Below are 25,535 nucleotides of genomic sequence, written 5' to 3' on the forward strand. Positions count from 1 at the left end.
AGTGAAAAGCCACAAAAGCCCTACCCCCGACTCCTCCCCCGTAGGGAGGGGAGTGGTATGCTTTGAGAATCTGAAAATAATGCATTGAGATTCTAATAAGAATGCTTTAAAAAAATGAGTGAGATGCATTGAGATTCTAAAAATAAAGCATTGGGGATTGGGTGTTAGTGTGTTGAAAATCGAATGCAATGTGTTGAAATATTGATAAAAATGCAATGAATCTCGATTTTTGAATGCATTGAAAATAAGTGGGTTATATATAGGCTTTTCAAAAGGAGTCCTTTTGCTGTTCAAATGTAGTCCTTTTACCCTGTAAATGTAGTCCTTTTGCACTTCAAAAGGGGTACATTTACAGGGTAAAAGGACTACATTTTTTTGTTTATCCGGAATTTTGAGTGTTTTAGCAAACATTACATATCACTCCCCTCCCTACGGGGGAGGAGTCGGGGGTAGGGCTTTTGTGGCTTTTCACTTGTACCTCTCCATCAACTCCCTTTCCCCTTCCTTCGCCTTTTCCAAGAACTTCTTGTATTCTTCGGCTTCCGGATTGAATGGTCGGTGGGCAAGTGCTGCCTTTATCGGGCGCCACTCTTCAAGAAACTTCACCGTCTGTTTGGAGAAGAACGTTTCGCCGAAGCACTGCCAGATGTATTCCACAGCCTGGTCGGTAGGGTGGAGCATGTCTTCACGATAGAAACGGTAGTCGCGCAGTTCGTCGTTGACAATCTCGTAGGCGGGGAAATACACCACGTTGTTCATCTCTTTTGTCAGCTTGTCGGCAGCCAAAAGCAGCGTAGCCTTCGACAGCTGACTGCCGTGAAATCCGTATTTGGCGTAGCGGATGGGGCTGACGGTGATGATGATACGAACCGAGGGATTAATCTGCCGAAGCATCGTGACGGCGTCACGCAGATAGTCGGCACACTCGTCTACGCTCAACTCGCGCTCGGTGAACAACCGCTGCGGACGTCTACGGCAATTGTCCACTATCTCGCCCGTCTCGTTGAGGACGTAGACATGATTGGTGCCGAGCGTGAACACAGCCGTCTGAGGGGCTTCATTGATTGCCTGACTAACGTCAGAACCGGAATCTGAGGCTTCCGATTGTGCAGCTACAAGCTCCCCGGTCCATCGCTTCACGGTGTGCAAGATGCTTGCCGGATTGTACATCACGCCGTATGGGTTGACCGTTGCACGAAACTTGTCATCCACAAATCGCCGTCCGATGTTGTCGGCAAAGCATGAGCCTACAAAAAGCATACGCTCGCGCGGTTCGATAGCGAACGGCGCGAGCGTAATTGTTACTGGTGTACGAAACTCCATATTTTTATTTCTTCAGTTCGTTTGTTTCATTCTTGCGTCTCTTCGTTTCGAAGAATACGCCTGCGGCGATAGCCAGCACGAGCAGCAGATAAGCCACATAAGCAGCCGTTTCGGTGTTCTTCACAGATGTAGGCTTGAATGTCAGCACTACGGTGTGCTTGCCTGGCTTCACGTTTATTGCTCTAAGGATGTAGTTGACACGGCCCACGGGAGTGTCAGCACCGTCCACTTTGGCAGTCCATCCGGGATAGTATATCTCCGAGAACACTACGATGCCACCCTTCTGCGACTCTACGGTGTAGGTAAGCTCGTTGGGCTCATACTTCTTCAATGTCACTACGGCATTTGACTGTTGTGCTGCCGGCTCGCCAAGCGCATCCTTAAACTTGCTGTCGGCTACTGCCTCATGGCGCAGGTCAATCTTTCCTACGGCGTCAATCTCGGCGTTGGCATTGTCGACATAGCTTATACGGTCTACAAACCATGCGTTGCCGAAGGCGTACGGATTGAGCAACGGTGCTGTCTGTCCGCCCTGCAGCGGCAGGATTACGTACTTGGTGTTGAGCATGTTGAGCACCGGATAGATAGAGTCGCCAGCCACACGGGTCATGTCGCCTTGTGCGTTGACGATGGCACCCTGCATGTTGCGCATCTCCTTACCGATATACTGGTCGATCATCTCCTGATAGCGGCGCAGCTTGGCAGCGTGGTATCCGCCTATAGACTTGTGATAGTAGGAAGTCTCGTTCTCGTTGAACGTGTTCGAAGCGAGGTTGAGCACACGATAGTCGGGCGCTTTATCCTGCATAATCTGGCGGTCGGTGGCAGTCTCCTGTTGCGGAGTCTCGCGCACGCTACGCTCTACAAACATGTCGTCGTTGAGATAACGCTTGTTGACCTGCCACATATCCACGAGACAGAGCACGATGATGGCACCCACAGCATACTTGGGCTGAATCTTCTTCATGCGCAGCAGCAACAGCACAGCGGTTCCGAGCACGATGACGAAGAGTGTGCGCCAGCAGTCGGCGGTGAATATCGAGATGCGTATCTCTTGCAGATTGCTGAGCAACGGACCCAGATATTCCGACGGAATCTGCTTCATTGCCTCCAGTTCTGAAGCCGAGACATAGTCGGGGAAGAATATCGACGGCATGATGGCAAACAGCAGTGCCATGCCACCCGTAGCTATAAAGCTCGCCCACAACCAAAACATATTGGTGGTGTTGTGCGCAATGATAGGATGTTTCGACGTTCCGAGGTATATGCGTATCTTCTGTGTGAAGAAGTCGGGAGTGTCGAATATCTTCTTAAGCGCCAACATTGCCAGCAACGGAATGGTGAATTCGGCTATCACGAGTATCGAAGCCACCGTTCGGAACTTGGCATACATAGGCACATAGTCGAGGAAAAGGTCGGTAAACCACATGAAGTTGTGGCCCCACGACAGCAGTATCGACAGACAGGTAGCAAGGAACAGCGCCCACTTCATCGGTCCTTTGACGATGAACAGACCCAGTACGAACAGCATCAGCACAAAGGCTCCAACATATACCGGACCGCTTGTGCCGGGCTGGTTGCCCCAGTACTGTCCCAGTTGCTGGTAAATCTGATAGAACTGCGGGTCGGCTTTCTGCATAGCCTTTTCGTTCATGGCAAGCGGCATTGACGCTCCACCCTTGGTGTTGGGTACGAGCAGGGTCCATGTCTCGTCTATGCCATAGCTCCACTGAGTGATGTAGTCGCGGTCGAGACCGCTGCTTGTCTGGTTGGCAGAGTTCTTCTTCACCAGCTCGCTCTTTCCTCGCATCGACTCCTGGGTGTACTGCCAGGTGTGGTAGAGGTTGGAAAGGTTGATGACAACGCCCAGTGCGGCAGCCACAAAGCACACGCCAGTAGCCTTGCCAAACTGTGCCAGGCGATGATTTCGCACGGCATCCCACAGATAAGCCAGCACCATGAAGGCTATGATGAACAGATAGTAGTAGGTCATCTGCACGTGGTTGGCCTGTATCTCGAGTGCCGTGAACAGCGCCGTGATTACAAATCCCCATACGTATTTGCCACGATATGCCAGCACAATACCTGCTATCATAGGCGGCAGATAAGCCAATGCTATCACCTTCCAGATGTGTCCGGCGGCGATGATGATAAAGAAATAACTGCTGAACGCCCATATTATAGAGCCGAGCACTGCCAGCTCACGACGGAAGTCGAATGCGCGTAATAGGATGTAGAAGCCCAGAAGGTATGCAAACACATACCAAACGTTCTCGGGCAACCAAAGATGATAGAACTTGCCCACTTCGTTCAGAACCTGCTGGCTGTCGTACGACGGTGCCATCTGATAGGTAGGCATTCCGCTGAACAGCGAGTTGGTCCAACGGGTGCGCTCGCCTGTGCGCTGATAATACTCGGTCAGCTCCTGACCCGAGCCTCGTCCTGCCGACGAGTCGTGACGATAGAGAATGCGGCCTTCGGTATCTGCCGGGAAGAAATAGGCAAATGCGATGACTGCAAACAGCAATACTACCAGAATGTCTGGCAGAAATCTTTTCAATGTCTTCATTTATATGATGTTTTGTTTTGTTACTAATGGTTTGTTGTTACGTCAGCTACGATTGCCGGCTTACGTCAGTTCCAATCCCATGGCTTCAACGAATGTGCGCACTTCCTTCTGCTTCATCAGTTCGTCGAACACCTCCTTCTTTGTGAGTTTCTTGCTTATTTCCTCGGCTTTTGCCAATCGCAGCGTCAGTGTTATGCTTCCGTTGTGCAGGGCCTTTGCCATAGTGGCGCGTATTCGTCCCTTGATTGTCTCCACTTGGTCGAGCAACATCTGGTTGTCTACGATTATTTCGATGGCAGGAAATTCTGCTATTCGTGGCCTCATGTTCTTCATTCGTGAGGCAAGACTTATCATCTTCTGCGGCATTCGGTTGCACATCGAGAGCCATTGCAGTTCGAGGAAGTCCTGAGTGAACTCCTCGTTCTCCTCCTTATTGGTTATCTCTGCCTCCTGCTTCTGCTCCTGTTGCTGCTTCTGCTGAAGACTTTGGAATGTAATTCCGAGACTTGAGAGCTTCATGGCAGGGCGTTTGGGTGCAGCCGTAGTGGCTGATGCCGTAGCCGTGGCTGCCGATGTGGCTCCCGCTGATTGCGTGATGTGTGCCGAGGCAGCGCCCATTGCTGCTGCCAGAGCGGCGTCTTCGCCTGCCGGAACAGTTGCCGTTGCCGTCGGCTGATGTCGGTGTGAGGGGATGCTGTTGTCATTTCCCGGAGCGACCACCTGCCGAGCCGCTGTGTTCCGGGTCATTGTTAAGTGCTTGAACAGGGATTTCAGACGTTTGGGGCTACGCCCCGCGCCATCAGAAGCGTCCTCAGGCTGAGTCAGCTGAGCCACTTGTATGAGCGTAAGTTCAACGAGCAGTCGCTTGTTGCTGCTCTGTCTGTACGAGAGGTCGCACTGGTTGGTCAGCTTCAGCGTCTGATACAGAAACTTGGTTGGGCAGCGTTTAGCCTGGTCGGCATACTTCTGCACTTGCTGCTGGCTTGCATCGAGCAGCTTCAGGGTGCTCTCGTCCTTAGCCATGAGCACGTTGCGCACGTGCGACGCCAGTCCGTTGATGAGGTTGCCCCCGTCAAATCCCTTTTCAATGATGCTGTTGAGCAACACCATTATATCGCTCACCTTGTTCTCAAGCGCCAAGTCAACCATACGGAAATAGTTGTCGGCATCCAGCTCGTTGAGGTCTTCAATAACCTTGGCGTATGTGATGTTGCCCTGGCAGAAGCTCGCAGCCTGGTCGAATATCGACAGAGCGTCGCGCATACCGCCGTCGGCTTTCTCGGCAATAACAGCCAGAGCCTCTTCCTCGTAAGTGATGCCTTCCTTCTGCGCTACGTTCTTCAAGTGCGATATGGTATTCTCCACAGTCATTCGTTCGAAGTCGTATATCTGGCAGCGCGACAGGATGGTAGGCAGAATCTTGTGCTTCTCGGTGGTGGCGAGGATAAAGATGACGTGTGCCGGCGGTTCCTCAAGCGTCTTGAGGAAAGCGTTGAAGGCGGCAGACGACAGCATGTGCACCTCGTCGATGATGAAAACCTTGTACTTGCCCACCTGCGGCGGTATGCGTGTCTGCTCCATGAGCGACTTGATATGCTCCACCGAGTTGTTGCTGGCGGCATCAAGCTCGAAGATGTTGTACGAGCGTTGTTCGGCAAAAGCCTTGCAGCTCTCGCACTCTCCGCATGCTTCGCCGTCCTGAGTGGGGTTCATACAGTTGATGGCTTTGGCAAAGATGCGTGCGCAAGTGGTCTTGCCCACACCGCGCGGGCCGCAGAACAGGTAGGCATGGGCAAGCTTTCCGCTCTTCACGGCGTTCTTCAGAGTTGTAGTAAGAGCCTTTTGCCCCACCACAGAGTCGAACGACATCGGGCGGTATTTGCGTGCTGAAACTATATATTCTTCCATATTATATAATGTGCAATGATGATAATCAACTGCAAACTTACTATAAAAAATTCTATTTTCGTGTATGAATACGGAAAATTATGAGTAAGTTTGCATACAAATTAAATAACAATGGGTCGTCTTAAACTTATAATGGCTCTTGTGGGCCACTACAAATATGCTATTGTCATCATCGCCGGAATAATACTTGTAGGCTTTGTCGATGAGAACAGCTTTATGCATCGCGTCCAGTTGGAAATGCAGATAAGCGATCTTCGCCAGCAAATAGACAAGTACAACACACAGAACGAGGACGACATGCGAAAGCTTAAGGAGCTTAATCATGATCCGGGTGCTTATCAGAAGATTGCACGCGAACGCTATTTTATGCAGACCGATGACGAGGACATTTATGTCTTGAGTGACGATAAAAAAACAGAATCCGACAATAATGAAACAAATGAGTAGAGTACAGAGTATGCTGTTCCTCACAGGAGGCATACTTATGGTTATAGGAGCAGGATGTTTCGCGTTCATGTTTGCACGCGAGGTGGTTTGCTGGATTTATCTTGTGGGTGCATTGTTGTTCGCCTGGATGCAGGTGAGCGAAACTTATGAGGGCAACAACCCCACCATCAAGCGTCTGAAGCGTATCATGACGCTTGCCGACATATTGTTCGTGTTCTCTGGACTGTTGATGATCGACACAGCATTTCAGTTTCTTCGCGATACATTCACCAATTATACCACATACATAGAGGTGGTTTACAACAAGTGGGTGTTATTGCTGCTCGTGGCTGCCATTCTCGAAATGTACACTATGCACCGCATCAGCAGTTGTCTGAAAAAGGAAGATAACACTCCCGCAACAGAGTAACGGGCGGCATAAGGCGTGTCGCTAAAAAATCTAAATAAGAATAATCTTAATTTAAAACTCGGCAAAAACGTCTGTTATTCAAATAATACATATTACCTTTGTCTGTATACAAATTTACAAGAAACCACATTTTTATGAGTAAAATACTTTACGCTTTTATTACAATCATGGCGTTAGCGTCATGCGGCAATTCTTATAACATCCAGGGATCGTCAAATGTTTCAACGCTCGATGGACGCATGCTCTATCTGAAAGTACTGCATGACAACGACTTCAAGACTATTGATTCGTGCGACGTTGTACATGGTCAGTTCCATTTCAATGGTTCTTTCGACTCTATATGTATGGCCAATATTTTCATGGATGATGAAAGCGTACTGCCTCTCGTGCTCGAAAAGGGTGACATCACTATCAAAATAGACAACACTCAGCAAACAGTCAGCGGCACACCGCTCAATGATGAGCTGTTCAAGTTCTTCAATCGCTACAACCAACTGAAGAATCAGGAGGCAGAACTCATCCATATGCACGACCGCGCAATCATGGACGGCTCGGACATGAATGCCGTTAACCGTCGCATCAGTGCCGAAGCTCAGCACCTGACAGAGCAGGAGGACAAGCTCGTTACATCGTTTGTGACCGACAACTTCGACAATGTGCTCGGTCCCGGCGTATTCTTCATGGTGACAATAGGCTATCGCTATCCTGAACTCACACCGTGGATAGAGGACATTATGAGCAAGGCTACTGATAAGTTCAAGAACGATCCTTACGTAAAGGACTACTATAAGAAGGCACAGGAGAATCAAGCCATAATGAATGGAATGAAGACTCCTGAACCGGCAATGTCTGCTCCAGCCCAGGGTCCAACTCCCAATGAGCTGGCTGCGCCTGCCCAATAAGGGTGAGGTGTTGAGATGGTGAGATCACACCATCTCAACACAACAACATAACAACTTTAGAATATGAAAACACTTATATTTGGAGGAACCGTTGTCAATGAAGGTGTAGCCCGAAAGGCTTCCGTGATTGTTGACAATGATGTTATAACAGAGATAGTTGAAGGTACAGACTCTCCCCGTGGCAACTACGACAGCGTCGTGGATGCTACGGGGTGTTTTGTTTTACCAGGTGTGATTGACGACCATGTACACTTCCGTGATCCGGGACTGACACAAAAGGCCGACATCGAAACGGAAAGTCGTGCGGCTGCATTTGGCGGTGTCACGTCCTATTTCGATATGCCCAACACCAACCCGCAGACCACAACGCTCGAGGCACTCAACGACAAGTATGCCGACGCAGCACGCAAGTCGCACGTCAACTATGGCTTCTTCATCGGTGCCACCAACGACAACTTCGATGTAGTTACGTCGATAGACCCGCACCGCGTGCCTGGTATAAAGCTGTTTATGGGTTCAAGCACCGGCAATATGCTTGTCGACCGTAAGGAAGTGTTGCAACAGTTGTTTGCCAAATCGGCTCTGCCCATCATGGCACATTGCGAGGACACCGACATAATCAATAGCAACATGGCTGAGGCTAAGGCCAAGTATGGAGACGACCCGGCTGTGGAGCATCATCCCGAGATTCGTTCGGAGGAGGCATGTTGGCAGTCTACGCGTCTGGCTGTAGAACTTGCAGAGCAGACTGGAGCTCGTCTGCACGTAGCACACCTCACCACAGCACGCGAGTTGCAACTCTTCGGCAACAACCCGCGCATCACCGCAGAGGCTGTCATAGCCCATCTGTTCTTCTCGGATGCCGACTATGCCACACTCGGAACACGCATCAAGTGCAATCCCGCAATCAAGACAGCCGCCGACCGTGACGCTCTGCGTGCTGCACTCAACGACGGACGCATAGCAACCATCGGTACCGACCACGCTCCGCATCTTCTTGCCGACAAGCAGGGCGGATGTGCCCGTGCTGCTTCGGGAATGCCTATGGTTCAGTTCTCGCTCGTTGCCATGCTGCAACTCGTCGACGAGGGCGTGCTCACCATTGAGCGTCTGGTGCAGCTGATGAGCCATAACCCAGCCGAACTGTTCGGCGTGTCGCGTCGTGGCTATCTGCGTCCGGGCTACAAGGCCGACATAGTGCTTGTGCGTCCCGACTCGCCCTGGACTGTCGACAAGGACTGCATACAGAGCAAATGCGGATGGAGTCCGATGGAGGGACACACATTCGCATGGCAGGTGCGCACCACAATGTGCAACGGCAGCATAATATACAACAATGGAGCATTCGACAACACGAGCCGTGGTGAGGCTTTGGAGTTCAGAATCTGATATATATGAATAATGTAACACAGATAGATTTCAACATCGCCCAACTGCGTCCTTACATCAACTGGCTGTACTTCTACCATGCGTGGGGACTCGCCGGCAAGCCCCAATCCGAGAAGGACAAACTGCTCAACGAGGCAAACGTCATGCTCGACCAGCTGCAACAGCGCTATCAGACGCATGCACTTGTAGGCCTGTTCGATGCCAATGCCGACGGCGACGACATCGTAGTAGGCACAGAACGCATGCCGATGCTGCGCCAGCAGCGCCCCTCCGAGCCGGGAGCACCTTACCTCTGTCTTGCCGACTTTGTGCGTCCGCTCTCGTCGGGCATTAAGGATAGGGTGGGAGTGTTTGCTGCCAGTATTGACGAGGCGATAGAACACGACTTTCAGCAGGACGATTTCCAGCGCATGCTCGCCCAAACCCTTGCCGACCGATTGGCTGAAGCCACTGCCGAAATCACCCACTTGCAGGTGCGCCGGACTATATGGGGATATGCTCCCGACGAAAATCTCGACATACCGCAGCTCCTTCGCGAGGACTTTCAGGGCATACGCCCAGCCGTGGGTTATCCGTCAATGCCCGATACGAGCCTTAACTTCATCATCGACCGCCTCATCGACATGAAGCGCATAGGCATACGCCTCACCGACAGCGGTGCCATGAAGCCCCATGCTTCTGTGTCAGGTCTGATGTTTGCACATCCCAAGGCCCATTATTTTGACATCGGACGCATCGACGACACCCAGTTGCGCGACTATGCACGGCGCCGTCATGTGCCAGTGGAGCTGATGCGTAGGTTTCTCGCTTCACGACTCGTAGACTGACGCTGTAAGTTCAGAAGATAAATCAAGTATAAATGATAGCCCGTATATTCATATTAATAATACTGGCAACGCTGTTGCCCGACCTCTACATTTATCGTCGCTACATACGCCACCGCTTCGACCTCTCGCTCCTGATGCGTCTGTTGTGGTGGGTTCCTGGTGCTGCGATGGTGTCGGTGACGCTTGTCTACGCCATGATTGACGACTTTGCGCCAGCCAATCTCACGTTGTTCAACATCTATCTGTTCATGCTCGGACTGATAGTGGTGCCCAAGCTGCTGTTCGTATTGTCGTCGATAGCCGGTCGTGGAGTGCGCCGTATGACGGGAGGCACGCGCAATTGGGGCAACTACTTCGGATTGCTGCTTGTGCTGGGACAGCTTTACGTGCTGTTCACGGGTTCGATGACAGGCACCGACCGTCTGCGTGTACGCCGTGTGACGATAAGTGTGCCCAATCTGCCTAAGTCGTTCGACGGCTATCGCATAGTGCAGTTCAGCGACATCCACCTCGGTTCGATGCGCAGCGAACTGCTCGAACGCGCCGTAGAACAGATGAACCGTCAGCGTCCCGACATGATAGCCTTCACTGGCGACATTCAGAATATGCGCCCCGACGAGCTCATGCGCTACACGTCTACGCTGCGTCGGCTGCATGCCAAGGACGGAGTCTACTCCGTATTGGGCAATCACGACTACTCGGAGTACGTCCCGAAGTTGCCAATGCGGCAACGCCGTCACAACGAACAGCTCACACGCGAGTTTCACGCCAACGTAGGTTGGCAGCTCTTGCTCAACGACCACCGCATCATACGACGTGGTAGCGACTCCATAGTGATTGCGGGCGAGGAGAACGACGGGCTTCCGCCATTCCCAAGCAAAGCCGACCTCAAGCGCACATTGCGTGGAGTCAGCCCCCGTTCGTTCGTCGTCATGCTTCAGCACGACCCCTCGGCATGGCGCCGTTCGATACTGCCCGGCAGCAATGTGCAGCTCACCTTGAGCGGACACACGCACGGCGGACAGATGAGTCTGTTCGGATTGCGCCCCACAAACCTGACGGGTCGCGAGGACGACGGACTCTACCAGGAGGCAGGCCGCGCTCTGTTCGTATCCACAGGATTGGGCGGTTTCGTGCCGTTCCGATTCAATATGGATCCAGAAGTGGTGGAGATAACGTTAAGAAGCCCCACCCCCTGACCCCTCCCCCGTAGGGAGGGGAGTGGTATGAACTGCTATCTGTAGGAGGCTATGGCGTCCTCGCCGTAGCCTGAGTAAGCAATAGGGTATGGCGTGAATCATTACTCATTAAATATAATTCATAAATCATTAAATATTAAAAAGCAATGGTAAAATTAATATACCGTATTTATCAGCTCTTCATAGCTCTTCCGCTGATAGCCATATACACCGTAATAACAAGTATGATGGTGATCATCGGCTGCGCATTGGGCAACGGTCATTTCTGGGGGTATTATCCCGGCAAGTGGTGGGCGCAGTTCATTGTGCGTGTGCTTCTGCTGCCCGTGAAGGTAGAGGGACGCGAAAACCTGCAGAAAGGGCAGTCGTATGTGTTCGTAGCCAACCATCAGGGAGCCTTCGATATATTCCTGATTTACGGTTTCCTGTGCCGCAACTTCAAGTGGATGATGAAGCGCCAGCTGCGCCAGATCCCCCTCGTGGGCAAGGCATGCGAGTCTGCCCACCACATATTCGTCGACAAGCGAGGCCCCAGCAAGATACGCGAGACCTACGACCGTGCCCGCAAAACGCTGCAGGGCGGCATGTCGCTCGTGGTATTTCCCGAAGGAGCACGTACGTTTACGGGTCATATGGGCGTGTTCAAGCGTGGAGCTTTCATGCTGGCAGACGACATCGAGCTGCCCGTAGTGCCCATCACCATCAACGGGTCGTTCAATGTGATGCCCCGAATGCGCGACATGCGCTGGGTGACATGGCATCCGCTGCGCCTCACCATACACAAGCCTATCATGCCGATAGGCACAGGTCCCGACAACATCAAGCATCTTGAGAGCAAGAGCTACGACGCCGTTATGTCTGGACTGACAAAGGAATACCAGGGATTTGTAGAAAATCCCGACCAGTAACCCCTTTCGCAAGAGTCTGACGACGGCTCATCCTACATTTGATAACAACAACAAGATGATTACCAGATGCTATCTTGAGATAACCAACGTATGCAATCTCAACTGTGTGTTCTGCCCCAAGACGACGCGCACGAAGCACACAATGACTTTGGACGAATTCGACACGCTCACCGACCGACTTGGAGGCGAGGTGAAGTTCTTGTATTTCCACCTTATGGGCGAGCCTTTTCTGCATCCCCATCTGGCGCAGTTCATCGGTATGGCAAGGCTCAAAGGCTTCGTCCCGATACTCACCACCAACGGCACTTTGCTCTCGCAGCGCACCGATATTCTTGAAGCTTTGCCCCACAAAATCCAGATTTCGCTCCACTCGCACGAGGGCAACGGCAAGGCTGACCTAAAGCAATACATCGACGAAGTGATGGCGTTTGCCATGGAAGCCGCCCGCCGTGGGTGCATCATCGTGCTGCGTCTGTGGAACGAAGGCGGACACAACAGCCTTAACCAGGCCATTCTTGACATGATAGCCAGCCATCAGCCGCGCCCGTGGACTGAACGTCACGACGGCTGGCGCATTGCCGTAAATCTCTACATCGAGAACGACAATATGTTCGAATGGCCCGACCTGCAATGCGCCCCCACTGCCGAGGAGGAAGTGTTCTGCTACGCCCTGCGCAATCAGATTGGCGTATTGGTAGACGGAACGGTTGTGCCGTGCTGTCTTGACCACAACGGCGACATGCCGCTGGGCAACCTCTACGAGCACAGCCTTGAACATATCCTCTCGTCCACACGCGCCGACGCCATCTATCAGGGCTTCACCAATCACACAGCCGTAGAACCTCTGTGCCAACGTTGCGGCTATTCGGCAGTGTCGAAGCGGTTCAGAAAGTAAGGAAAAGAGGCATTGAAAAACGTAAGGGGAGGTGCGTCAAAAGTCAATTATACGGGCTGAAAGCCCAATAAGCTCATAGCCCAGGGCACCGCCCTGGGTGTACGGATTGATAAAAGCAAAACGCCCTGTAGGGGCAAAAGCATTGATAATTAACGCTTTTGCCCCTACAGGGCGCATTGTTATTTGTGATACTTTTACCCAGGGCGTTGCCCTGGGCTATGTGCTTCTGCCCCTTCGGGGCGTGCTGCTTTGACTTTTGACACTCCCTCCAGTGCAGTCTGTCGTTACATTCTTATATGTAGTTATTTACACCGCAGCTTGCTCAGGCATATGGCGTCCCCGCCATAACCTCCTACAGTTAGATTTTATTAAAGTTATTGTGACATTCCTGCTTTCTGAAGAACCGGATTCCAGTGTCCCGCCAGTGCTTTCTAACCAATGCAAATATAATACAGACAGTAAAAAACTGTTACAAAATAAAAAACGATTCTGGAGATTTTCAGAGTCGTTTTTTATGCTTTTTACCCCACCCGAACCCCTCTTTCACCCCAATATTACTGCTTTTCTATAGCAAAACGACTGCATTAGCCGTCTAAAACGACTCCTTTTGCCATGTAAAACGACAACTATTGACTGGCAAAAGGAGTCGTTTGGCAAGGCTAAAGTTGTCCTTTTGCCATCAAAAGGAGCCTTTTTGCAATTGCGAAGATTGCACACTTTGGTTACTATACGACGCAAACCGTTGTGTATAAGCACGATACCGCTGCTCGCCCAAAACTCAAGAATTTCGGGCAAAACATTTCGTCGTGCGCTCAACTCGCAGTTTTGAGCGCTTGAAAATGCAAATATCGTACTGCCGACACAGATTTCTAAACATATAAAAATGGTTCATCCTAATTTGAAGTGATTCAATTATGAACCTATAAGTAGCGGAGGTCTCTGGCCTCCGCAGCACCAAGTCGAATACAAATCATCATTACTAATAATAGTGTTTGCATCATTGATTGCTGAGGGTGAGTCAAGAGTCACAGCAGTACGCCCCAAAGGGGCAGAAGCCCATAGCCCAGGGCAACACCCTGGGTGAAAGTATCACAAATACCAATGCGCCCTGCAAGGGCAAAAGCGTTAATTATCAATGCTTTTGCCCTTGCAGGGCGTTTTGCTGTTTTCAATCCGTACACCCAAGGCGCTACCTTGGGCTATGTGCTTTTGGGGCTTTCAGCACGCTTTGTTTGACTTTTGACATATCCGCTACTATATAAACTTGTTACATTATAATAATAAACTACTATTATCACTCCATTTTACGGATACCCATAAAAATGCCTGTCTTGCATAAGATTTTCATTCTAAAAGTAGTGATTATCTCTGATTTTGTTTACCTTTGCCACATGTCAGATATTCTTTACTGAACTTTAGCAAGTTCAGAGAATTCTGTAGTTAAAGGAGTTAAGAAGTTCTTGCAAGCAAGCGGCAAAGCCGAGCGAAGCCAAATGTTTATAATGCTATATCAAGCAAAACTAATGGCTTAACTCCTTAGCGACCGTAGGGCGCGAATACTCCTTAACTTCTTAACTACTTTCGCTTGCGAAATTTTAATTCTTTATTTGAGTTTTAAGCAGCGCTAAGATTTAATAAAAAACCACGCTAATGAGAAAATTACTGCCATTACTGCTTGCGCTTCTGATGCTTGCATGCAACAGAACCGAACACAATTCAGCGTCCGACCCCGCTTACGCCATGCTCGAACGTGTAGCCGAACTCAACGCCGGAGGTGACAAGCCAGGCGCATTGGCCCTTGCCGACAGTGCCCTGCTGATGCACCCGGCGGACACTACCCGATGCTGGCTTTTGAGCGAAAAGGCAGTGACGCTTGTCGACATGGGGCGTATGGCGGATGCCGTAGGCGTGGCTCAGGGTGCTTACCGTCTGGCAGAGAAGCTGCACGACGTGGACGCAATGCTCAATCTGCGTGGCACTATGGGCATAGCCTACCGTCGTCTGGGCAAGACCGACTCGGCTCTGGTGCAGTATAAGGAGGGCATACAGATGGCGCTTGCCGAGCATAATGCCGAATATGAGATATATCTGAACAATTGTGTCACGGTGCTTTACTCCGAAAGCAACCGCTTTGCTGAGGCTCTTCACTATGCCGCAAAGACCGAAAAGGAAGCCCTCGCAGCCAACGACACCATACAGCGATTGTCGGCACGTGCCAACATCGGAGGCATATATATGAAGCAAAACCAGTATAGGGCTGCGCTCAATGCTATGCTGCCGTGCTGGCAGGAGGTGAAGAGTGTGGGCTATAACGTGCTCACGCTGAAGTTCCTTTCTATCATTCTGAAGTCGTACAGCTCATTGGACGACTATCAATCCGTGGCACAATACATGCAATATGCCGACCGTGTCATGGACGGAATGGCTGCCAGCAGCAACGGAGTTTTGGGCATTCTTGAGGTCAAGGCCGATCTTCTTGGCAAGCAGCATAGATATGCCGAGCAGCTGGCACTTGTAGACAGCATCATCGCCAGCGGCACACATAACCAGGCAATGCCGCTTGACAAGATGCTGCGCACGAAAGCCCAGTGTCTCGAAAACATGCATCGCAACGCCGAGGCGCTCTCGTTCATGAACCGTGCCTTTGCCGTGCTCGACTCGGTAAAGCAAAGCGACATAGAGAAAAGCATGAGCGAATTCACGGTGAAATACAAGACACTGGAGACGGAGATGGCTCTGGCTGAATCCAGACGCGAGAATGCCGAGAAAGCCAATCAGGTGCTGTGGCTTGTGGTGGCGGTAGTATTGCTGCTGGCAGTGGTTGGCATTATGCTCTATCGCAGGCGCATCGCTGCACAGCGGGCGTTGCTGCACGAGAAGCAGAGCTATATCGACGGACTCGAGAGCGAGCGTGAGCGCATAGCCAAGGATCTGCACGACGGCGTGTGCAACGACATCCTCGCCACCAAACTGCTGCTCGCCACCGACAGCATTCATGCCGAGCAGTATCTCGACGACGTTTGGCGCAACGTGCGCCAGTTGTCGCACGAGCTTATGCCTCCATGTTTCTCGACGCTCTCACTCGACGCAGTGGTGCGCTCGTATGTTGCCGCCATCAGCCGCAACGGCAGTCGCGACATCTTGCTCAATATAGACCCTGCGTTCGATTGGGGCAGTCTGCCGCAACATGTGGCTTACGAGATATACCGCATCATACAGGAGTCTACAGCCAATGCCATGAAATACGGCGACCATACGGGCATAGACATATCGCTGACCGTCAACGACGGCAACCTGAGCGTATGCGTTGTCAACGGCATAGGCACCCGTCCGGCTGACGGCAGGCACACCTCCAATCATGGCATAGGACAGCAGACGCTGCAGAAACGTGCCGACCGCATCGGTGCAAAGCTTACTGTAGATGAGGCTGACATGCGCCATAGGCTTATGCTCATTTACCGAATCACCACCACATAGTCACACCTTAACCAATTGAAAACAATGACAATACTCATCGTCGACGACCACCCTATAGTGCTCAAGGGCATACACGCCCTGCTGGCTTCGTCGTTTGCCGAAGCCCGTATCATTGATGCTGCAGGGGTGGGGGAGGCTGAACAGATGCTCAACAGACATAAGGTTGACATCATTATAACCGATCTTGACCTCAACGGCGAAAGCGGCTCCATGCTCATAGAGCACGTCCGCAACGTTCAGCCAGCCACACAGGTGGCGATATATACCATGCACGAAGAACCGTGGTCGGTAGGCGAAATAGCCGATATGGACACCGAGGCGGTGGTGATGAAGAGCGACAACGCTGCGGAACTGCTCATGGCAGTCAGGAGTCTTTGTGCCGGCAAGGGCTACTATAGTCCAACCTTCTTCCGGCTGCTCAATTCATTGAAGCGCCACCCCGACCGTCTGTCCGACCGCGAGAAGCAGGTAGTCAGTCTCACGGCAATGGGACTCTCTGCCGCCGAAATGGCTTCAAGGCTTGGCATCAGTGCCAATACCGTTGAGTTTCATCGTCGTCGTATCATGCAGAAACTCAATGTAGCCAACGCTGCCGAAATGATAAGCCGGGCAACGGAATTGGGCTTTAAGGCAAACATCTGATGCCTGATTGTTATAATGCGTTTTATGTCGGTCGGACAGCGGTCCGGCCGACTACGGAAAACCATAGCCGACCCCCTACCAAAAACCATAGTTCTTAGTTTTTGGTAGGGGGTTACTGTGTTTAAAGGACTATATTTACTATTTTTTTTCTATACCTTTGTGTAGAAACAGTGTACTCATTATCAAATACCAGCTACATGAATACCGATATAAAGAACAGTATCACCGAACGCGAAAAGGAGATATTAAGTCTGCTCGCCATAGGGCTTAGCAGCAAAGAGATTTCGGAAAAGTTGTTCATATCTCCACATACCGTGGAGTATCATCGCCGACAACTGCTCAAGAAGACGAAATCACGAAACATCGCACAGCTCATCGGAACCGTTTATCGTATGGGAATACTGAGAGTGTTGTAGTCCGGTTGCCGGACAGAAGTAATTGTATTTATCAAAACTTAATATACGATGTAATATGAGAAATTCTACCTTATTACTTGCTATAGCCTCGGCAATGTTTATGCAGGCAGCTCCTGCAGCGGCACAAAACAATGTGCCAATCAGAAAAATCAAGGCTGTAAAACCAACGACCGAGCTTACGCTGCTCGACCGGGTGGAAAGCGACACTCACCGGAAGATATATCAATACAACGAGTATGGATATATCACGTCGGTCATGGAATACAACAAGGAGGCGGGACAGTGGGTGCTCGACACCGACAACTCGTATCGCCAGGAGTACGTGTTCAATGCCGCCGGACAGTGTACAGCCCGAACAAGCTTCAATGTGGACAAGGCTGGCAACAAGACCACTGAGAAGAACAAAGCTAAAGTGGAAGTGATAGGCGACACGACATGGGAACGCTACTATAAGGAATATCCCGACTCCACCACTCACATAAGTGAGGCATACGCCTACGACCAGTGGGGCAACCGCGTGGAGGAAATCCTGTATGGATATGACAGCTACAATCGTAAGGAGTTCATACGCAGATATAAAAAGAGAGAATACTCCGGACCGGTAGACATATACGCCGACAATGCAAATTACACCAGCATCGAGAGAGGCCGACTTTTGTATGATCTTACGGCAAAAGGACAAGATGATTACCATTACACGATGAATACCAACGAGCTGTATGTTGATGAATTCCGTAAGATAGTATGGCAAACCGAAAACGACAAACTGTACAAACGGGAATACACCTGCCCAAACTATCTACAAATTACGGTAGGAAGTATAGAGAGAGAAATGTGGAAATCGTCTGAAAGCGAATTCGCACTCAATGCTGACGGCACCCGACCAGTACGGGAGACAATGCGTAGCTATGACCAAACTGGCGAAGTAACGGGCGATAATATTTCTCATTCTTACACATGGGACAATCTCGGTCGCCTGTTATCCGACATCAGATACAATGGATCGACATCGGAAATATCATATAAGGACGAATATACTTACGCCGACGACTATGCAAAGAAACTGTCGCTGCGCGAAGCTATTGAAGCATTAGACGGTGGCGGTCAGATATATCCGGAGGACGAGTTTATGCAGTTTGGACATCCGGCAACCTCTTCTTACTATTATCCCGACGATGGTGATAAGGGTGAGAGTACATACGAGTGGAACGCCAACGGACAACTCATTGGAGGCAAATGGACGGAGACTTATAAAGAGTATGATTCCAATAACGACAATCCGACAACTGTGACCGACTACGGCGAGATACGAGTAGGATATAACGCCGATGGACATTTGGCATGGAAGATTGACCATAGCATCAGCGAAAACGAGTTCATCAAGATTGAATACCTGTACAACAAGAAAGGTGTTTGGACTAGTGAGGCAGAATATGATGGCGACAGCTGGGATGGTCCGTGGACCAAGGAAGATTGGAGCAAAGCAAGAGCCAGAAAGCGTCTCGCAACGCGTGCAGCTACAGCGCCGAAGTTTATCGATGATATGACAGACGGCTATCATTATATAGAAAACAATGATGGTGTATGGAATACTAATGGAAACTACGAAGTGTCAGCTGGCGTTGTAACACACGGTTATTATCAACAGACTCTCGCAAGCAACGCATCCGTTCCTGCTAATCCGCAATATAACTATACCGACCCGTTGATGCCTCTCGAAAGAGAAGATGAGGAAGAAGCATATCCTGTTACCAGTGAAACTATATGGTATTATGATTGGAACACGGACAAGGGCGATTGGGAACTCTTGGGGTATCCGACAGAAGCCCAAAGGGTGTATAACAAGGATGGCAATATCGTTGCCGACACCTACAACGGCAATCAGACCATAGTAAGTACAATAACATACCGTCTTGACGACGACGGCAGACTGATTGAGGAAATCTACAGCAAGGGTGGCAACATCACCTACGAGTATCTCCCCGGCACCGACTATCTGCTTGAGAGTGTTGAGACAGCAGCCGACAACTCTCGCAACGTGTGCCACTATTACTACAGCAAGCACAACTATGTTGACCCGACGGGCATTGAAAGCATTAAACGCAACGACGCTTCCACACCCGTATGGTACGACCTGCAAGGCCGCCGCATAACCACTCCGACTTCCAAAGGCATCTACATTGTCAACGGAAAGAAAGTGATGGTTCGATGAAACACAAAAGCAACGAGATAACCTCAAATCGGTCATTTGGAAATGTAAGCCCCTTTTTCCTAATGACCGGTTATGGTTAAACATAAAAAGGCGTACAACCGAAATCGTAAAGATTGAGGTTGTACGCCTTTTGGCGTATTTGTATAACCACATAATAATCATGAAAAATAATCAGGTCGGTGTAGTGCTTACAATATCCTATTTTTTAGGTATTAAAGAAACATACTTACGATAGTCTTTACTCTGTTCTGCGTTGCAACAATCATGGCACAGAATGTGGATAACGAAAAAACAGGAATACTTCTTGTACATTACGGCACGTCAAACGATAAAAGCCGTGCACAGACCATAGACAAACTCAACTCTCGTGTAGCTGAAACCTTTCCAGACTGTGCAGTTGTTGAGGCTTATTCGGCTCCGTCGGTGATAAAGACGCTTGCAAAGCGTGGCATCAAGAAACTTTACATCTCGCAAGCTCTTGATTCGCTGAAAGCGCTTGGCTGCAACAAACTCGTTGTGCAGAGCACGATGCTTCTTGATGGAGTGATGACAGAGATGCTGAGAACAGAAGTTGTCAAGGTAAAGAACGACTTCAGAGCAGTATCTGTTGTTCGTCCATTGCTTTACTCGGTAGACGACTGCCGGACAATTATAGAGATGCTAACCAAGAGTCTTCTTGCAGACAAATCGGTAGCAACAAAAAAATCACAAGTGGTGCTTGTTGGTCACGGTAGCGACAGTCCGGCAAATGCCATGTACAGTCAGATCGACTATTTGTTGAAAGCTGAAGGAAAGTCTTCATGGCATGTAGGCACGATAGAAGGTTTTCCTAAGAGAGAAAACGTGGAACAACAGTTGAAGAACAGCAAAAACAAAAACGTAATCCTTGTACCTCTGCTCTACATCGCCGGTAACCATCAGAAGGAAGATATTGATGGAGTGTGGAAAACGCAGCTTCAGACTAAAGGCTACCATGTGGACGTGTTTGGGAAAGGAATCGGAGAAATGACCGAAATTCAGAATATGATCATTGGTAAGATTGATGCTCAAATAAAGACAGTAAACTCTGAAAAGGCTAAGTAAATTGTTGTTGTCTACAGAAAAAACAATGCGATAAGTCATAATAAAGAAAAAGGGAGATGCCCTTACACACAGACAAACTAATACAAAAAGAAATCAACAAACATAATTATATGAACAACAGAACTCTACTTTTTGTCGTAGCTGCTTCGTTTGGATGCTTAAATGCCGTGGCAGGTAATGTTTATGACGGAACTAATGACGATAAGGACATTAGCAAGACAATAAATCTCAACCCGGTAGTAGTTACAGGAAACGGACACCACCAGTTGCTTAAGTCTACCACGACACCAGTGCATGTGCTTTCACAGCAAGCAATAAAGGAAACTGGAACGACCGACTTTCAAGATGTGCTGACAAAGCTCATGCCACAGGTGTCGTTCTCGCCTAACGCCATGGGATCATACATCCGTGTTAACGGCTTGGGAAACAAATATGTGCTTGTTCTTGTCAACGGCAAAAAGATGATAGGCGATATTGCAGGCAATGTAGACCTAAGCCGCATCAATATGTCGAAGGTAAAACGTATTGAGGTGCTTGATGGTGCTGCCTCTGCCCTTTATGGTTCAGATGCCATTGGCGGAGTGATAAACATCATTACTGATGAGAAGACAATGGACAAAGTAGTTGCTTCTTCAGATACACGACTATCGGGCAAAGGACAATTTTCTGAAGGTGTGAACCTTGACGTTACATCAAAATATCTTGACTCTCACACCTCGTATTTTCATCAAGAGGCTGACAGTTATCAGAACAACAACATGGCTGTAGATGCTGACGGAAAAGAGTATGAGACGATAGCACCGCTGTTCATCGGTTTCAACTCAAACGTAATAAATCAGCGCTTCGACATAAATCCTGCAAAGAATCTCTCAATGTATGCAGGTGGATCATACAGCTATAAACTTACCGACCGTCCCAACTCTCGTAAAGACATTACTGGAGGTTCCGATTATGACATGCGTAGCGAAGGATGGCGTTGGGAAGCGGGCGCAAAATATAATATGGGCAAACACTCTGTGCTCTTCGACTTCATAAACGACAACTACCACTATGGAAACCTCTATCAGGTGGCAACGAATACTTACGATGTTGGACACTTCGTGCGTAACAAGTCGCAAAAATACTATGAGGCTGAGCTGAAAGGCGTATTCCATTTCTATGACAATGCAACGACGATCATTGGTGCTGACTGGCGTAACGACTTTCTCACGGCTACAAGCGGCAACGTAAACAACAATGTATACACACTTGCTGGATATGTGCAGCACGATATGGAGATTGTGAAAAATGTAAGTGCAACCCTTGGCATGCGCTACACCAAGCATGGCACCTTCGGAAACAACTTCACACCTAAGGTGGCATTGATGTATGCTCCTGGCAAATTCCGCTTCCGTGCTGCCTACTCACGCGGTTTCCGTGCACCAGGTCTCGACGAGCTCTACTATCACTACTTCAAGATGATGGGCAAGCGTCCTGTCATAACATTCGGAAACACAAGCCTCAAGGCAGAAAGCAGCAACTACGTCTCATTGAGCGCAGAATACAGCAACAAGTTTCTTACACTATCTGTTATGGGATATATGAACTTTGTTGACAATATGATTGTCAAGGAGAACATCACAATAGACGATGCTGCTCGTACTGAACTCGCACAACAGTTTCCTGAGGCAACAGCCGATCAGCTTGCGCAGCTGAAGACATACGGCCACTACATTAATAGTAATAAAGGCGTGGTAAGAGGACTACAGGCTAACGCAACGGTAAGTGTTACTAACGACATCTCTCTTATTGTAAACTATGCCTACACCAACGGCCGATCGAAGAACGCTGGCACATGGACCGCGCTTGAGCGAACCTTCAAGAACAGCTTAACGGCAGGAGCCAACTACAACCACACTTGGCGCAACTATACCCTCGGTGTGAACCTCAACGGCCGCTTCCAGTCGGCAACTTATTATCCTGGCTATGAGAATGCTCCTGGCTATGGCGTAATAAACTTGAATACTACTCACACCTTTACCATAGGCAAAATGTTTAAACTTGTTCCTAGTGTCGGCATTGACAATATCTTCAACAAGACAGATCATCGCACAGACACTCCTTTACAGAAAGTGGCACTTTACTCGCCTGGCAGAATGCTTGTGGTAGGACTAAAAGTGAATTTTGCAAAATAAGACTTTTTAATGGAATATCAAGGAAAGCGGAAGCATCAGATAGTTGGTTTTCCGCTCTCCTTGCATTGATTATATAATGAATAATGACTAAGAAAGTTCTTTTGAAACTTCATCTGTGGCTTTCCTTGCCTTTGGGAGTTATCATAATACTCATTTGCCTGTCTGGAGCTACACTCGTATTCAAAAATGAGATAAGAAATGCTCTTGAAATGCCAAAAGTCATTGCGCCACACGCAAAGAGCGTAAAAGTAGCCTATAGCGTAAAAGCGGGTGATGAAGAAAGGGTTGGCAAGACTATTGGCAAGTTTTCTTCCAAGGACGCTCCTTATGGTACAACGACAAAAAGAGATTTTTTCTCCTATGTCACCAAGTTTCACACCAGTCTCATGATGGGACCTGTTGGCAAACTTATAATCACCTATACCACATTGCTCTTTATCTTCATCTTGATAAGTGGTATATTTGTTCTTCTGCCGAAAGACAGAAAGCAGTTGTGCCAACGCTTTAAGGTAGAATGGAACAAAGGAAGCAGACGCCGCCTCTTCGACCTTCACGTCAGTCTTGGCTGGTGGGCACTTCTTTGGTTGTTGCTTCTTTCTGTTACTGGCTTGGGGTTCGGCTTGAAGCTTGTACCTAAGGGTACTGAGTTGATGAGACTCTTTCATGAACTGCATATAGGTTTGTGGGGAGGTATGTTGACAAAAATTATAACTTTTGTCGTAAGTCTCATAGGAGCATCACTGCCTATTACTGGTTACTTGCTTTATTTCCGGCGCAGGTGCAAAGCTTGATATTTTACATATCCCAACGATAACGTATTCATCGCCCAACGATAACGTATTCATGTGCCAATGATAACGTATGCGTAAGCCGATGAATACGTATACGGCTAAAATATGAGTTATTTACATAGAATTGCTCTAAACATAACGAAGTCTTGTCTCCTCGTATATGTCATCAATACCATCAGCGAAACCATAGCCACATACGCTCGCCCACTTGACACACTGCTGTAGTCGCTTGTCATACTTTTCCCACAAACCGTTTTTAGCAATGAACTCAACAGTCTTGGCGAAATTACCTTCAACAGACTCATAATACTGTTCCCACATATCACCGAAGTCGAATGTGAACTCTATGGCATATTCCATATACGACAGCATCAGTTCTGCAAGCGCATCGGCAGATGGCTTGAGCTTCTTGAAGTCAGTTACGGCTTTTCTGCAAACCGAAAAACGTGTCTTTGGTTCGCGACGTCCCTCAGGATAAAATTCAGCACGAATAATATCCTTGTATTCTTCGAGTTTGCTATTCTCGTCAGGACTTGCATAATACTCCAGATAATCCTTTGCTTCCTTGCGAGCATCATACATTTCAATCACCATTTCTATTATCTCTTCCTTCGACATTGACCGAAGAAGTTTCTTTATCGTTGCTTTTGACATAACTATTGTATTTTTCCACCAAAGATACAACTAATTTCTTATATCTGAACGAAAATAACTATCTTTGTAAGCAAAATAACTAACTTCATAAACAATGGACACACTATCGCACTTCCATTCACTTGACGAACTGATACGCGCTCTTGACAGAGAACGCAAACTTCTAAGCGGACTGTTTCAGGACCGCAAGCGACTGTCGTTCCGTTATGATGTGGCACGCGACATGGCAGCCAAGAAGGACGAAAGTCTGAAGTTTCTGCGCAGATTCGGAGTAATCAGAGAGAACGGCGACTTCGTGGAATTGGAGGATGTGTACATGAAGTTCTTTGAAGAAGTGCTCGAAGTGAACGAGGAGATAAACGTGGCGAGCGTAAAGGAGAGCATCGGCAATCTTAATGCCGCCATCGACTATTATCAAAGCGAGAACAGCCCCACACGCAAGTACGGATACCTGAAGGACGTGAAGCGCATCCTGCGCAATATAGCTCTTACCACATTAAGAAACGTTATCGACTTAAAGCGAAACATCGACAATACATACAAGAACGAACCTACCTTCGCAGTAAAGAAGAAGAAACTGGTGAACCTTGATGAAAAGCGAAAGGACATAGCCGTGCTGATCAACGAATGCGAGAGGGTGATAGACGAGAAACAAGCCACCTTCTTCATGATGGCAATGGACGTAGGACTGAAGGAGACGGTGACGGACGTGAAACTACAGCTTAGGGAGGTGTATCACAACCTCCTCGAACTCGACCGGCAGATTATCAACTACCTCAACCTAATAGAATATCAGAACCGACTGTTCGAAAAAGTGCAGAAGCTGAAGTATCTGCGCGACCAGATGCTGCTCGAAACCAACACCGACCTAAAGGCGAAGATGGACGCAAGGAATCCGGTATGGATGGAGCCTCGCCCAAGATATACGCTGAAGGTGTCGCTGTCAATGCTACGTACCACAGACCTCGGGCTGAAGATTCTGCAAGACGTTGCCAAAGGAAAACACAACAGCCGCTTGCGTAAAGGCAATCTGGCTGAACCGCTCACTAAGGAAGAACTTACCGAACAGCAACAGGTGCTGCAGATGGTGGACGTGCGTGAGGTGAAAACGGCATTCATGGCTTCGGGCGACAATCTCTTCCACTTCGTAATGAACTATTCCGGATACAGAAAGAATATGACGGAAGAAGAAAAACTGGTGTTGTTCTGCCAGATTGCCGCACAATATCTTGACGAGCTTTTCATAAGCGAAGAACATAGCCGACATGGCAACATTGAATTTCCATTGATTTATCCTAAAACAGCTTGAC

22 protein-coding genes are annotated in these 25,535 nt (G+C 49.0%); 17 read left to right on the top strand and 5 right to left on the bottom strand.

The genetic code is table 11. From position 1 onward, the window contains the following. Nucleotides 1-468: 468 nt before the first annotated feature. From I6E49_RS09685 to I6E49_RS09695, 3 genes are read right to left on the bottom strand one after another with little or no spacing between them, the layout of a single operon-like run. Nucleotides 469-1,323 (bottom strand): GSCFA domain-containing protein, encoded by an 855-nt coding sequence (locus tag I6E49_RS09685; protein ID WP_235402009.1) that lies wholly within the window; start codon nucleotides 1,321-1,323, stop codon nucleotides 469-471. A 4-nt stretch (nucleotides 1,324-1,327) separates the two neighbouring features. Further along, nucleotides 1,328-3,892, bottom strand: coding sequence for a YfhO family protein (locus I6E49_RS09690; RefSeq protein WP_235402010.1), 2,565 nt, complete (start codon nucleotides 3,890-3,892; stop codon nucleotides 1,328-1,330). Nucleotides 3,893-3,952: 60 nt separating this feature from the next. After that, entirely contained in the window at nucleotides 3,953-5,800 is a 1,848-nt protein-coding gene (locus I6E49_RS09695; RefSeq protein WP_235402011.1) for a DNA polymerase III subunit gamma/tau, read from the bottom strand. 111 nt (nucleotides 5,801-5,911) lie between these two features. Here I6E49_RS09695 and I6E49_RS09700 point away from each other — a divergent pair, with 111 nt between their 5' ends. The 8 genes from I6E49_RS09700 (at nucleotide 5,912) to I6E49_RS09735 (ending at nucleotide 12,776) form a co-directional block, all read left to right on the top strand. Beyond that, complete coding sequence (locus tag I6E49_RS09700; RefSeq protein WP_235402013.1) at nucleotides 5,912-6,247, top strand: FtsB family cell division protein; 336 nt, start codon at nucleotides 5,912-5,914, stop codon at nucleotides 6,245-6,247. Then, nucleotides 6,231-6,656 carry a hypothetical protein gene (locus I6E49_RS09705; protein WP_235402014.1) on the top strand — a complete coding sequence of 142 codons (426 nt, stop codon included), beginning with the start codon at nucleotides 6,231-6,233 and terminating at the stop codon, nucleotides 6,654-6,656. The genes I6E49_RS09700 and I6E49_RS09705 overlap by 17 nt, the downstream gene beginning before the upstream one ends. Nucleotides 6,657-6,790: 134 nt before the next feature. Next, nucleotides 6,791-7,558 carry a DUF4369 domain-containing protein gene (locus tag I6E49_RS09710; RefSeq protein WP_235402015.1) on the top strand — a complete coding sequence of 256 codons (768 nt, stop codon included), beginning with the start codon at nucleotides 6,791-6,793 and terminating at the stop codon, nucleotides 7,556-7,558. Nucleotides 7,559-7,621: 63 nt separating this feature from the next. Further along, nucleotides 7,622-8,947, top strand: coding sequence for a dihydroorotase (locus I6E49_RS09715; RefSeq protein WP_235402016.1), 1,326 nt, complete (start codon nucleotides 7,622-7,624; stop codon nucleotides 8,945-8,947). A gap of 5 nt (nucleotides 8,948-8,952) precedes the next feature. After that, nucleotides 8,953-9,774, top strand: coding sequence for a vitamin B12 dependent-methionine synthase activation domain-containing protein (locus tag I6E49_RS09720; RefSeq protein ID WP_235402017.1), 822 nt, complete (start codon nucleotides 8,953-8,955; stop codon nucleotides 9,772-9,774). A gap of 32 nt (nucleotides 9,775-9,806) precedes the next feature. After that, on the top strand, nucleotides 9,807-10,973 hold the full coding sequence (locus tag I6E49_RS09725) for a metallophosphoesterase (protein WP_235402018.1): 1,167 nt from the start codon (nucleotides 9,807-9,809) through the stop codon (nucleotides 10,971-10,973). A gap of 146 nt (nucleotides 10,974-11,119) precedes the next feature. Continuing rightward, the gene (locus I6E49_RS09730; RefSeq protein WP_235402020.1) at nucleotides 11,120-11,881 is read left to right on the top strand and encodes a lysophospholipid acyltransferase family protein; all 762 of its coding nucleotides are present in this window, start codon (nucleotides 11,120-11,122) and stop codon (nucleotides 11,879-11,881) included. A 55-nt stretch (nucleotides 11,882-11,936) separates the two neighbouring features. After that, nucleotides 11,937-12,776, top strand: a complete 840-nt coding sequence (locus tag I6E49_RS09735) for a radical SAM/SPASM domain-containing protein (protein WP_235402022.1) — start codon at nucleotides 11,937-11,939, stop codon at nucleotides 12,774-12,776. A 36-nt stretch (nucleotides 12,777-12,812) separates the two neighbouring features. Here the strand turns inward: I6E49_RS09735 and I6E49_RS09740 are convergent, their stop codons facing one another. Next, on the bottom strand, nucleotides 12,813-12,953 hold the full coding sequence (locus I6E49_RS09740) for a hypothetical protein (protein ID WP_235402024.1): 141 nt from the start codon (nucleotides 12,951-12,953) through the stop codon (nucleotides 12,813-12,815). 924 nt (nucleotides 12,954-13,877) lie between these two features. Between I6E49_RS09740 and I6E49_RS14465 the strand changes: the two genes are divergently transcribed. The 8 genes from I6E49_RS14465 to I6E49_RS09775 all read left to right on the top strand — a co-directional run bounded on the left by I6E49_RS14465 (nucleotide 13,878) and on the right by I6E49_RS09775 (nucleotide 23,571). Continuing rightward, complete coding sequence (locus tag I6E49_RS14465; protein ID WP_262911537.1) at nucleotides 13,878-14,012, top strand: hypothetical protein; 135 nt, start codon at nucleotides 13,878-13,880, stop codon at nucleotides 14,010-14,012. Between the two features lie 414 nt (nucleotides 14,013-14,426). Continuing rightward, nucleotides 14,427-16,253: a tetratricopeptide repeat-containing sensor histidine kinase gene (locus tag I6E49_RS09745; protein ID WP_235402025.1), complete on the top strand. Its 1,827-nt coding sequence runs from the start codon at nucleotides 14,427-14,429 to the stop codon at nucleotides 16,251-16,253. 24 nt (nucleotides 16,254-16,277) lie between these two features. Continuing rightward, the gene (locus I6E49_RS09750) at nucleotides 16,278-16,895 is read left to right on the top strand and encodes a LuxR C-terminal-related transcriptional regulator (RefSeq protein ID WP_235402026.1); all 618 of its coding nucleotides are present in this window, start codon (nucleotides 16,278-16,280) and stop codon (nucleotides 16,893-16,895) included. 170 nt (nucleotides 16,896-17,065) lie between these two features. Further along, nucleotides 17,066-17,311: a response regulator transcription factor gene (locus I6E49_RS09755; RefSeq protein ID WP_235402027.1), complete on the top strand. Its 246-nt coding sequence runs from the start codon at nucleotides 17,066-17,068 to the stop codon at nucleotides 17,309-17,311. Between the two features lie 55 nt (nucleotides 17,312-17,366). Then, nucleotides 17,367-19,523 carry a hypothetical protein gene (locus I6E49_RS09760; protein ID WP_235402028.1) on the top strand — a complete coding sequence of 719 codons (2,157 nt, stop codon included), beginning with the start codon at nucleotides 17,367-17,369 and terminating at the stop codon, nucleotides 19,521-19,523. Nucleotides 19,524-19,799: 276 nt separating this feature from the next. Further along, nucleotides 19,800-20,606, top strand: a complete 807-nt coding sequence (locus I6E49_RS09765) for a sirohydrochlorin cobaltochelatase (RefSeq protein ID WP_235402029.1) — start codon at nucleotides 19,800-19,802, stop codon at nucleotides 20,604-20,606. A 110-nt stretch (nucleotides 20,607-20,716) separates the two neighbouring features. Further along, nucleotides 20,717-22,780, top strand: a complete 2,064-nt coding sequence (locus I6E49_RS09770; protein WP_235402030.1) for a TonB-dependent receptor plug domain-containing protein — start codon at nucleotides 20,717-20,719, stop codon at nucleotides 22,778-22,780. Nucleotides 22,781-22,863: 83 nt separating this feature from the next. After that, nucleotides 22,864-23,571 (top strand): PepSY-associated TM helix domain-containing protein, encoded by a 708-nt coding sequence (locus I6E49_RS09775; protein ID WP_235402032.1) that lies wholly within the window; start codon nucleotides 22,864-22,866, stop codon nucleotides 23,569-23,571. 129 nt (nucleotides 23,572-23,700) lie between these two features. On the opposite strand, the gene I6E49_RS09780 is transcribed toward I6E49_RS09775, so the two are convergent. Beyond that, nucleotides 23,701-24,225, bottom strand: coding sequence for a DUF6155 family protein (locus I6E49_RS09780; protein WP_235402034.1), 525 nt, complete (start codon nucleotides 24,223-24,225; stop codon nucleotides 23,701-23,703). A gap of 94 nt (nucleotides 24,226-24,319) precedes the next feature. Here I6E49_RS09780 and I6E49_RS09785 point away from each other — a divergent pair, with 94 nt between their 5' ends. Then, nucleotides 24,320-25,534, top strand: coding sequence for a hypothetical protein (locus I6E49_RS09785; protein ID WP_235402035.1), 1,215 nt, complete (start codon nucleotides 24,320-24,322; stop codon nucleotides 25,532-25,534). Nucleotide 25,535 lies beyond the last annotated feature (1 nt).

The sequence above is a fragment of the Leyella stercorea genome, from assembly GCF_021531655.1.

Coding starts and splice junctions, on each gene's coding strand:
- I6E49_RS09750 (WP_235402026.1), top strand. CDS start 16,278: ATGACAATACTCATCGTCGACGACCACCCTATAGTGCTCAAGGGCATA.
- I6E49_RS09710 (WP_235402015.1), top strand. CDS start 6,791: ATGAGTAAAATACTTTACGCTTTTATTACAATCATGGCGTTAGCGTCA.
- I6E49_RS09735 (WP_235402022.1), top strand. CDS start 11,937: ATGATTACCAGATGCTATCTTGAGATAACCAACGTATGCAATCTCAAC.
- I6E49_RS09780 (WP_235402034.1), bottom strand. CDS start 24,225: ATGTCAAAAGCAACGATAAAGAAACTTCTTCGGTCAATGTCGAAGGAA.
- I6E49_RS09745 (WP_235402025.1), top strand. CDS start 14,427: ATGAGAAAATTACTGCCATTACTGCTTGCGCTTCTGATGCTTGCATGC.
- I6E49_RS09775 (WP_235402032.1), top strand. CDS start 22,864: ATGACTAAGAAAGTTCTTTTGAAACTTCATCTGTGGCTTTCCTTGCCT.
- I6E49_RS14465 (WP_262911537.1), top strand. CDS start 13,878: ATGCGCCCTGCAAGGGCAAAAGCGTTAATTATCAATGCTTTTGCCCTT.
- I6E49_RS09770 (WP_235402030.1), top strand. CDS start 20,717: ATGAACAACAGAACTCTACTTTTTGTCGTAGCTGCTTCGTTTGGATGC.
- I6E49_RS09730 (WP_235402020.1), top strand. CDS start 11,120: ATGGTAAAATTAATATACCGTATTTATCAGCTCTTCATAGCTCTTCCG.
- I6E49_RS09690 (WP_235402010.1), bottom strand. CDS start 3,892: ATGAAGACATTGAAAAGATTTCTGCCAGACATTCTGGTAGTATTGCTG.
- I6E49_RS09725 (WP_235402018.1), top strand. CDS start 9,807: ATGATAGCCCGTATATTCATATTAATAATACTGGCAACGCTGTTGCCC.
- I6E49_RS09700 (WP_235402013.1), top strand. CDS start 5,912: ATGGGTCGTCTTAAACTTATAATGGCTCTTGTGGGCCACTACAAATAT.
- I6E49_RS09705 (WP_235402014.1), top strand. CDS start 6,231: ATGAAACAAATGAGTAGAGTACAGAGTATGCTGTTCCTCACAGGAGGC.
- I6E49_RS09740 (WP_235402024.1), bottom strand. CDS start 12,953: ATGCGCCCTGTAGGGGCAAAAGCGTTAATTATCAATGCTTTTGCCCCT.
- I6E49_RS09715 (WP_235402016.1), top strand. CDS start 7,622: ATGAAAACACTTATATTTGGAGGAACCGTTGTCAATGAAGGTGTAGCC.
- I6E49_RS09785 (WP_235402035.1), top strand. CDS start 24,320: ATGGACACACTATCGCACTTCCATTCACTTGACGAACTGATACGCGCT.
- I6E49_RS09760 (WP_235402028.1), top strand. CDS start 17,367: ATGAGAAATTCTACCTTATTACTTGCTATAGCCTCGGCAATGTTTATG.
- I6E49_RS09685 (WP_235402009.1), bottom strand. CDS start 1,323: ATGGAGTTTCGTACACCAGTAACAATTACGCTCGCGCCGTTCGCTATC.
- I6E49_RS09720 (WP_235402017.1), top strand. CDS start 8,953: ATGAATAATGTAACACAGATAGATTTCAACATCGCCCAACTGCGTCCT.
- I6E49_RS09695 (WP_235402011.1), bottom strand. CDS start 5,800: ATGGAAGAATATATAGTTTCAGCACGCAAATACCGCCCGATGTCGTTC.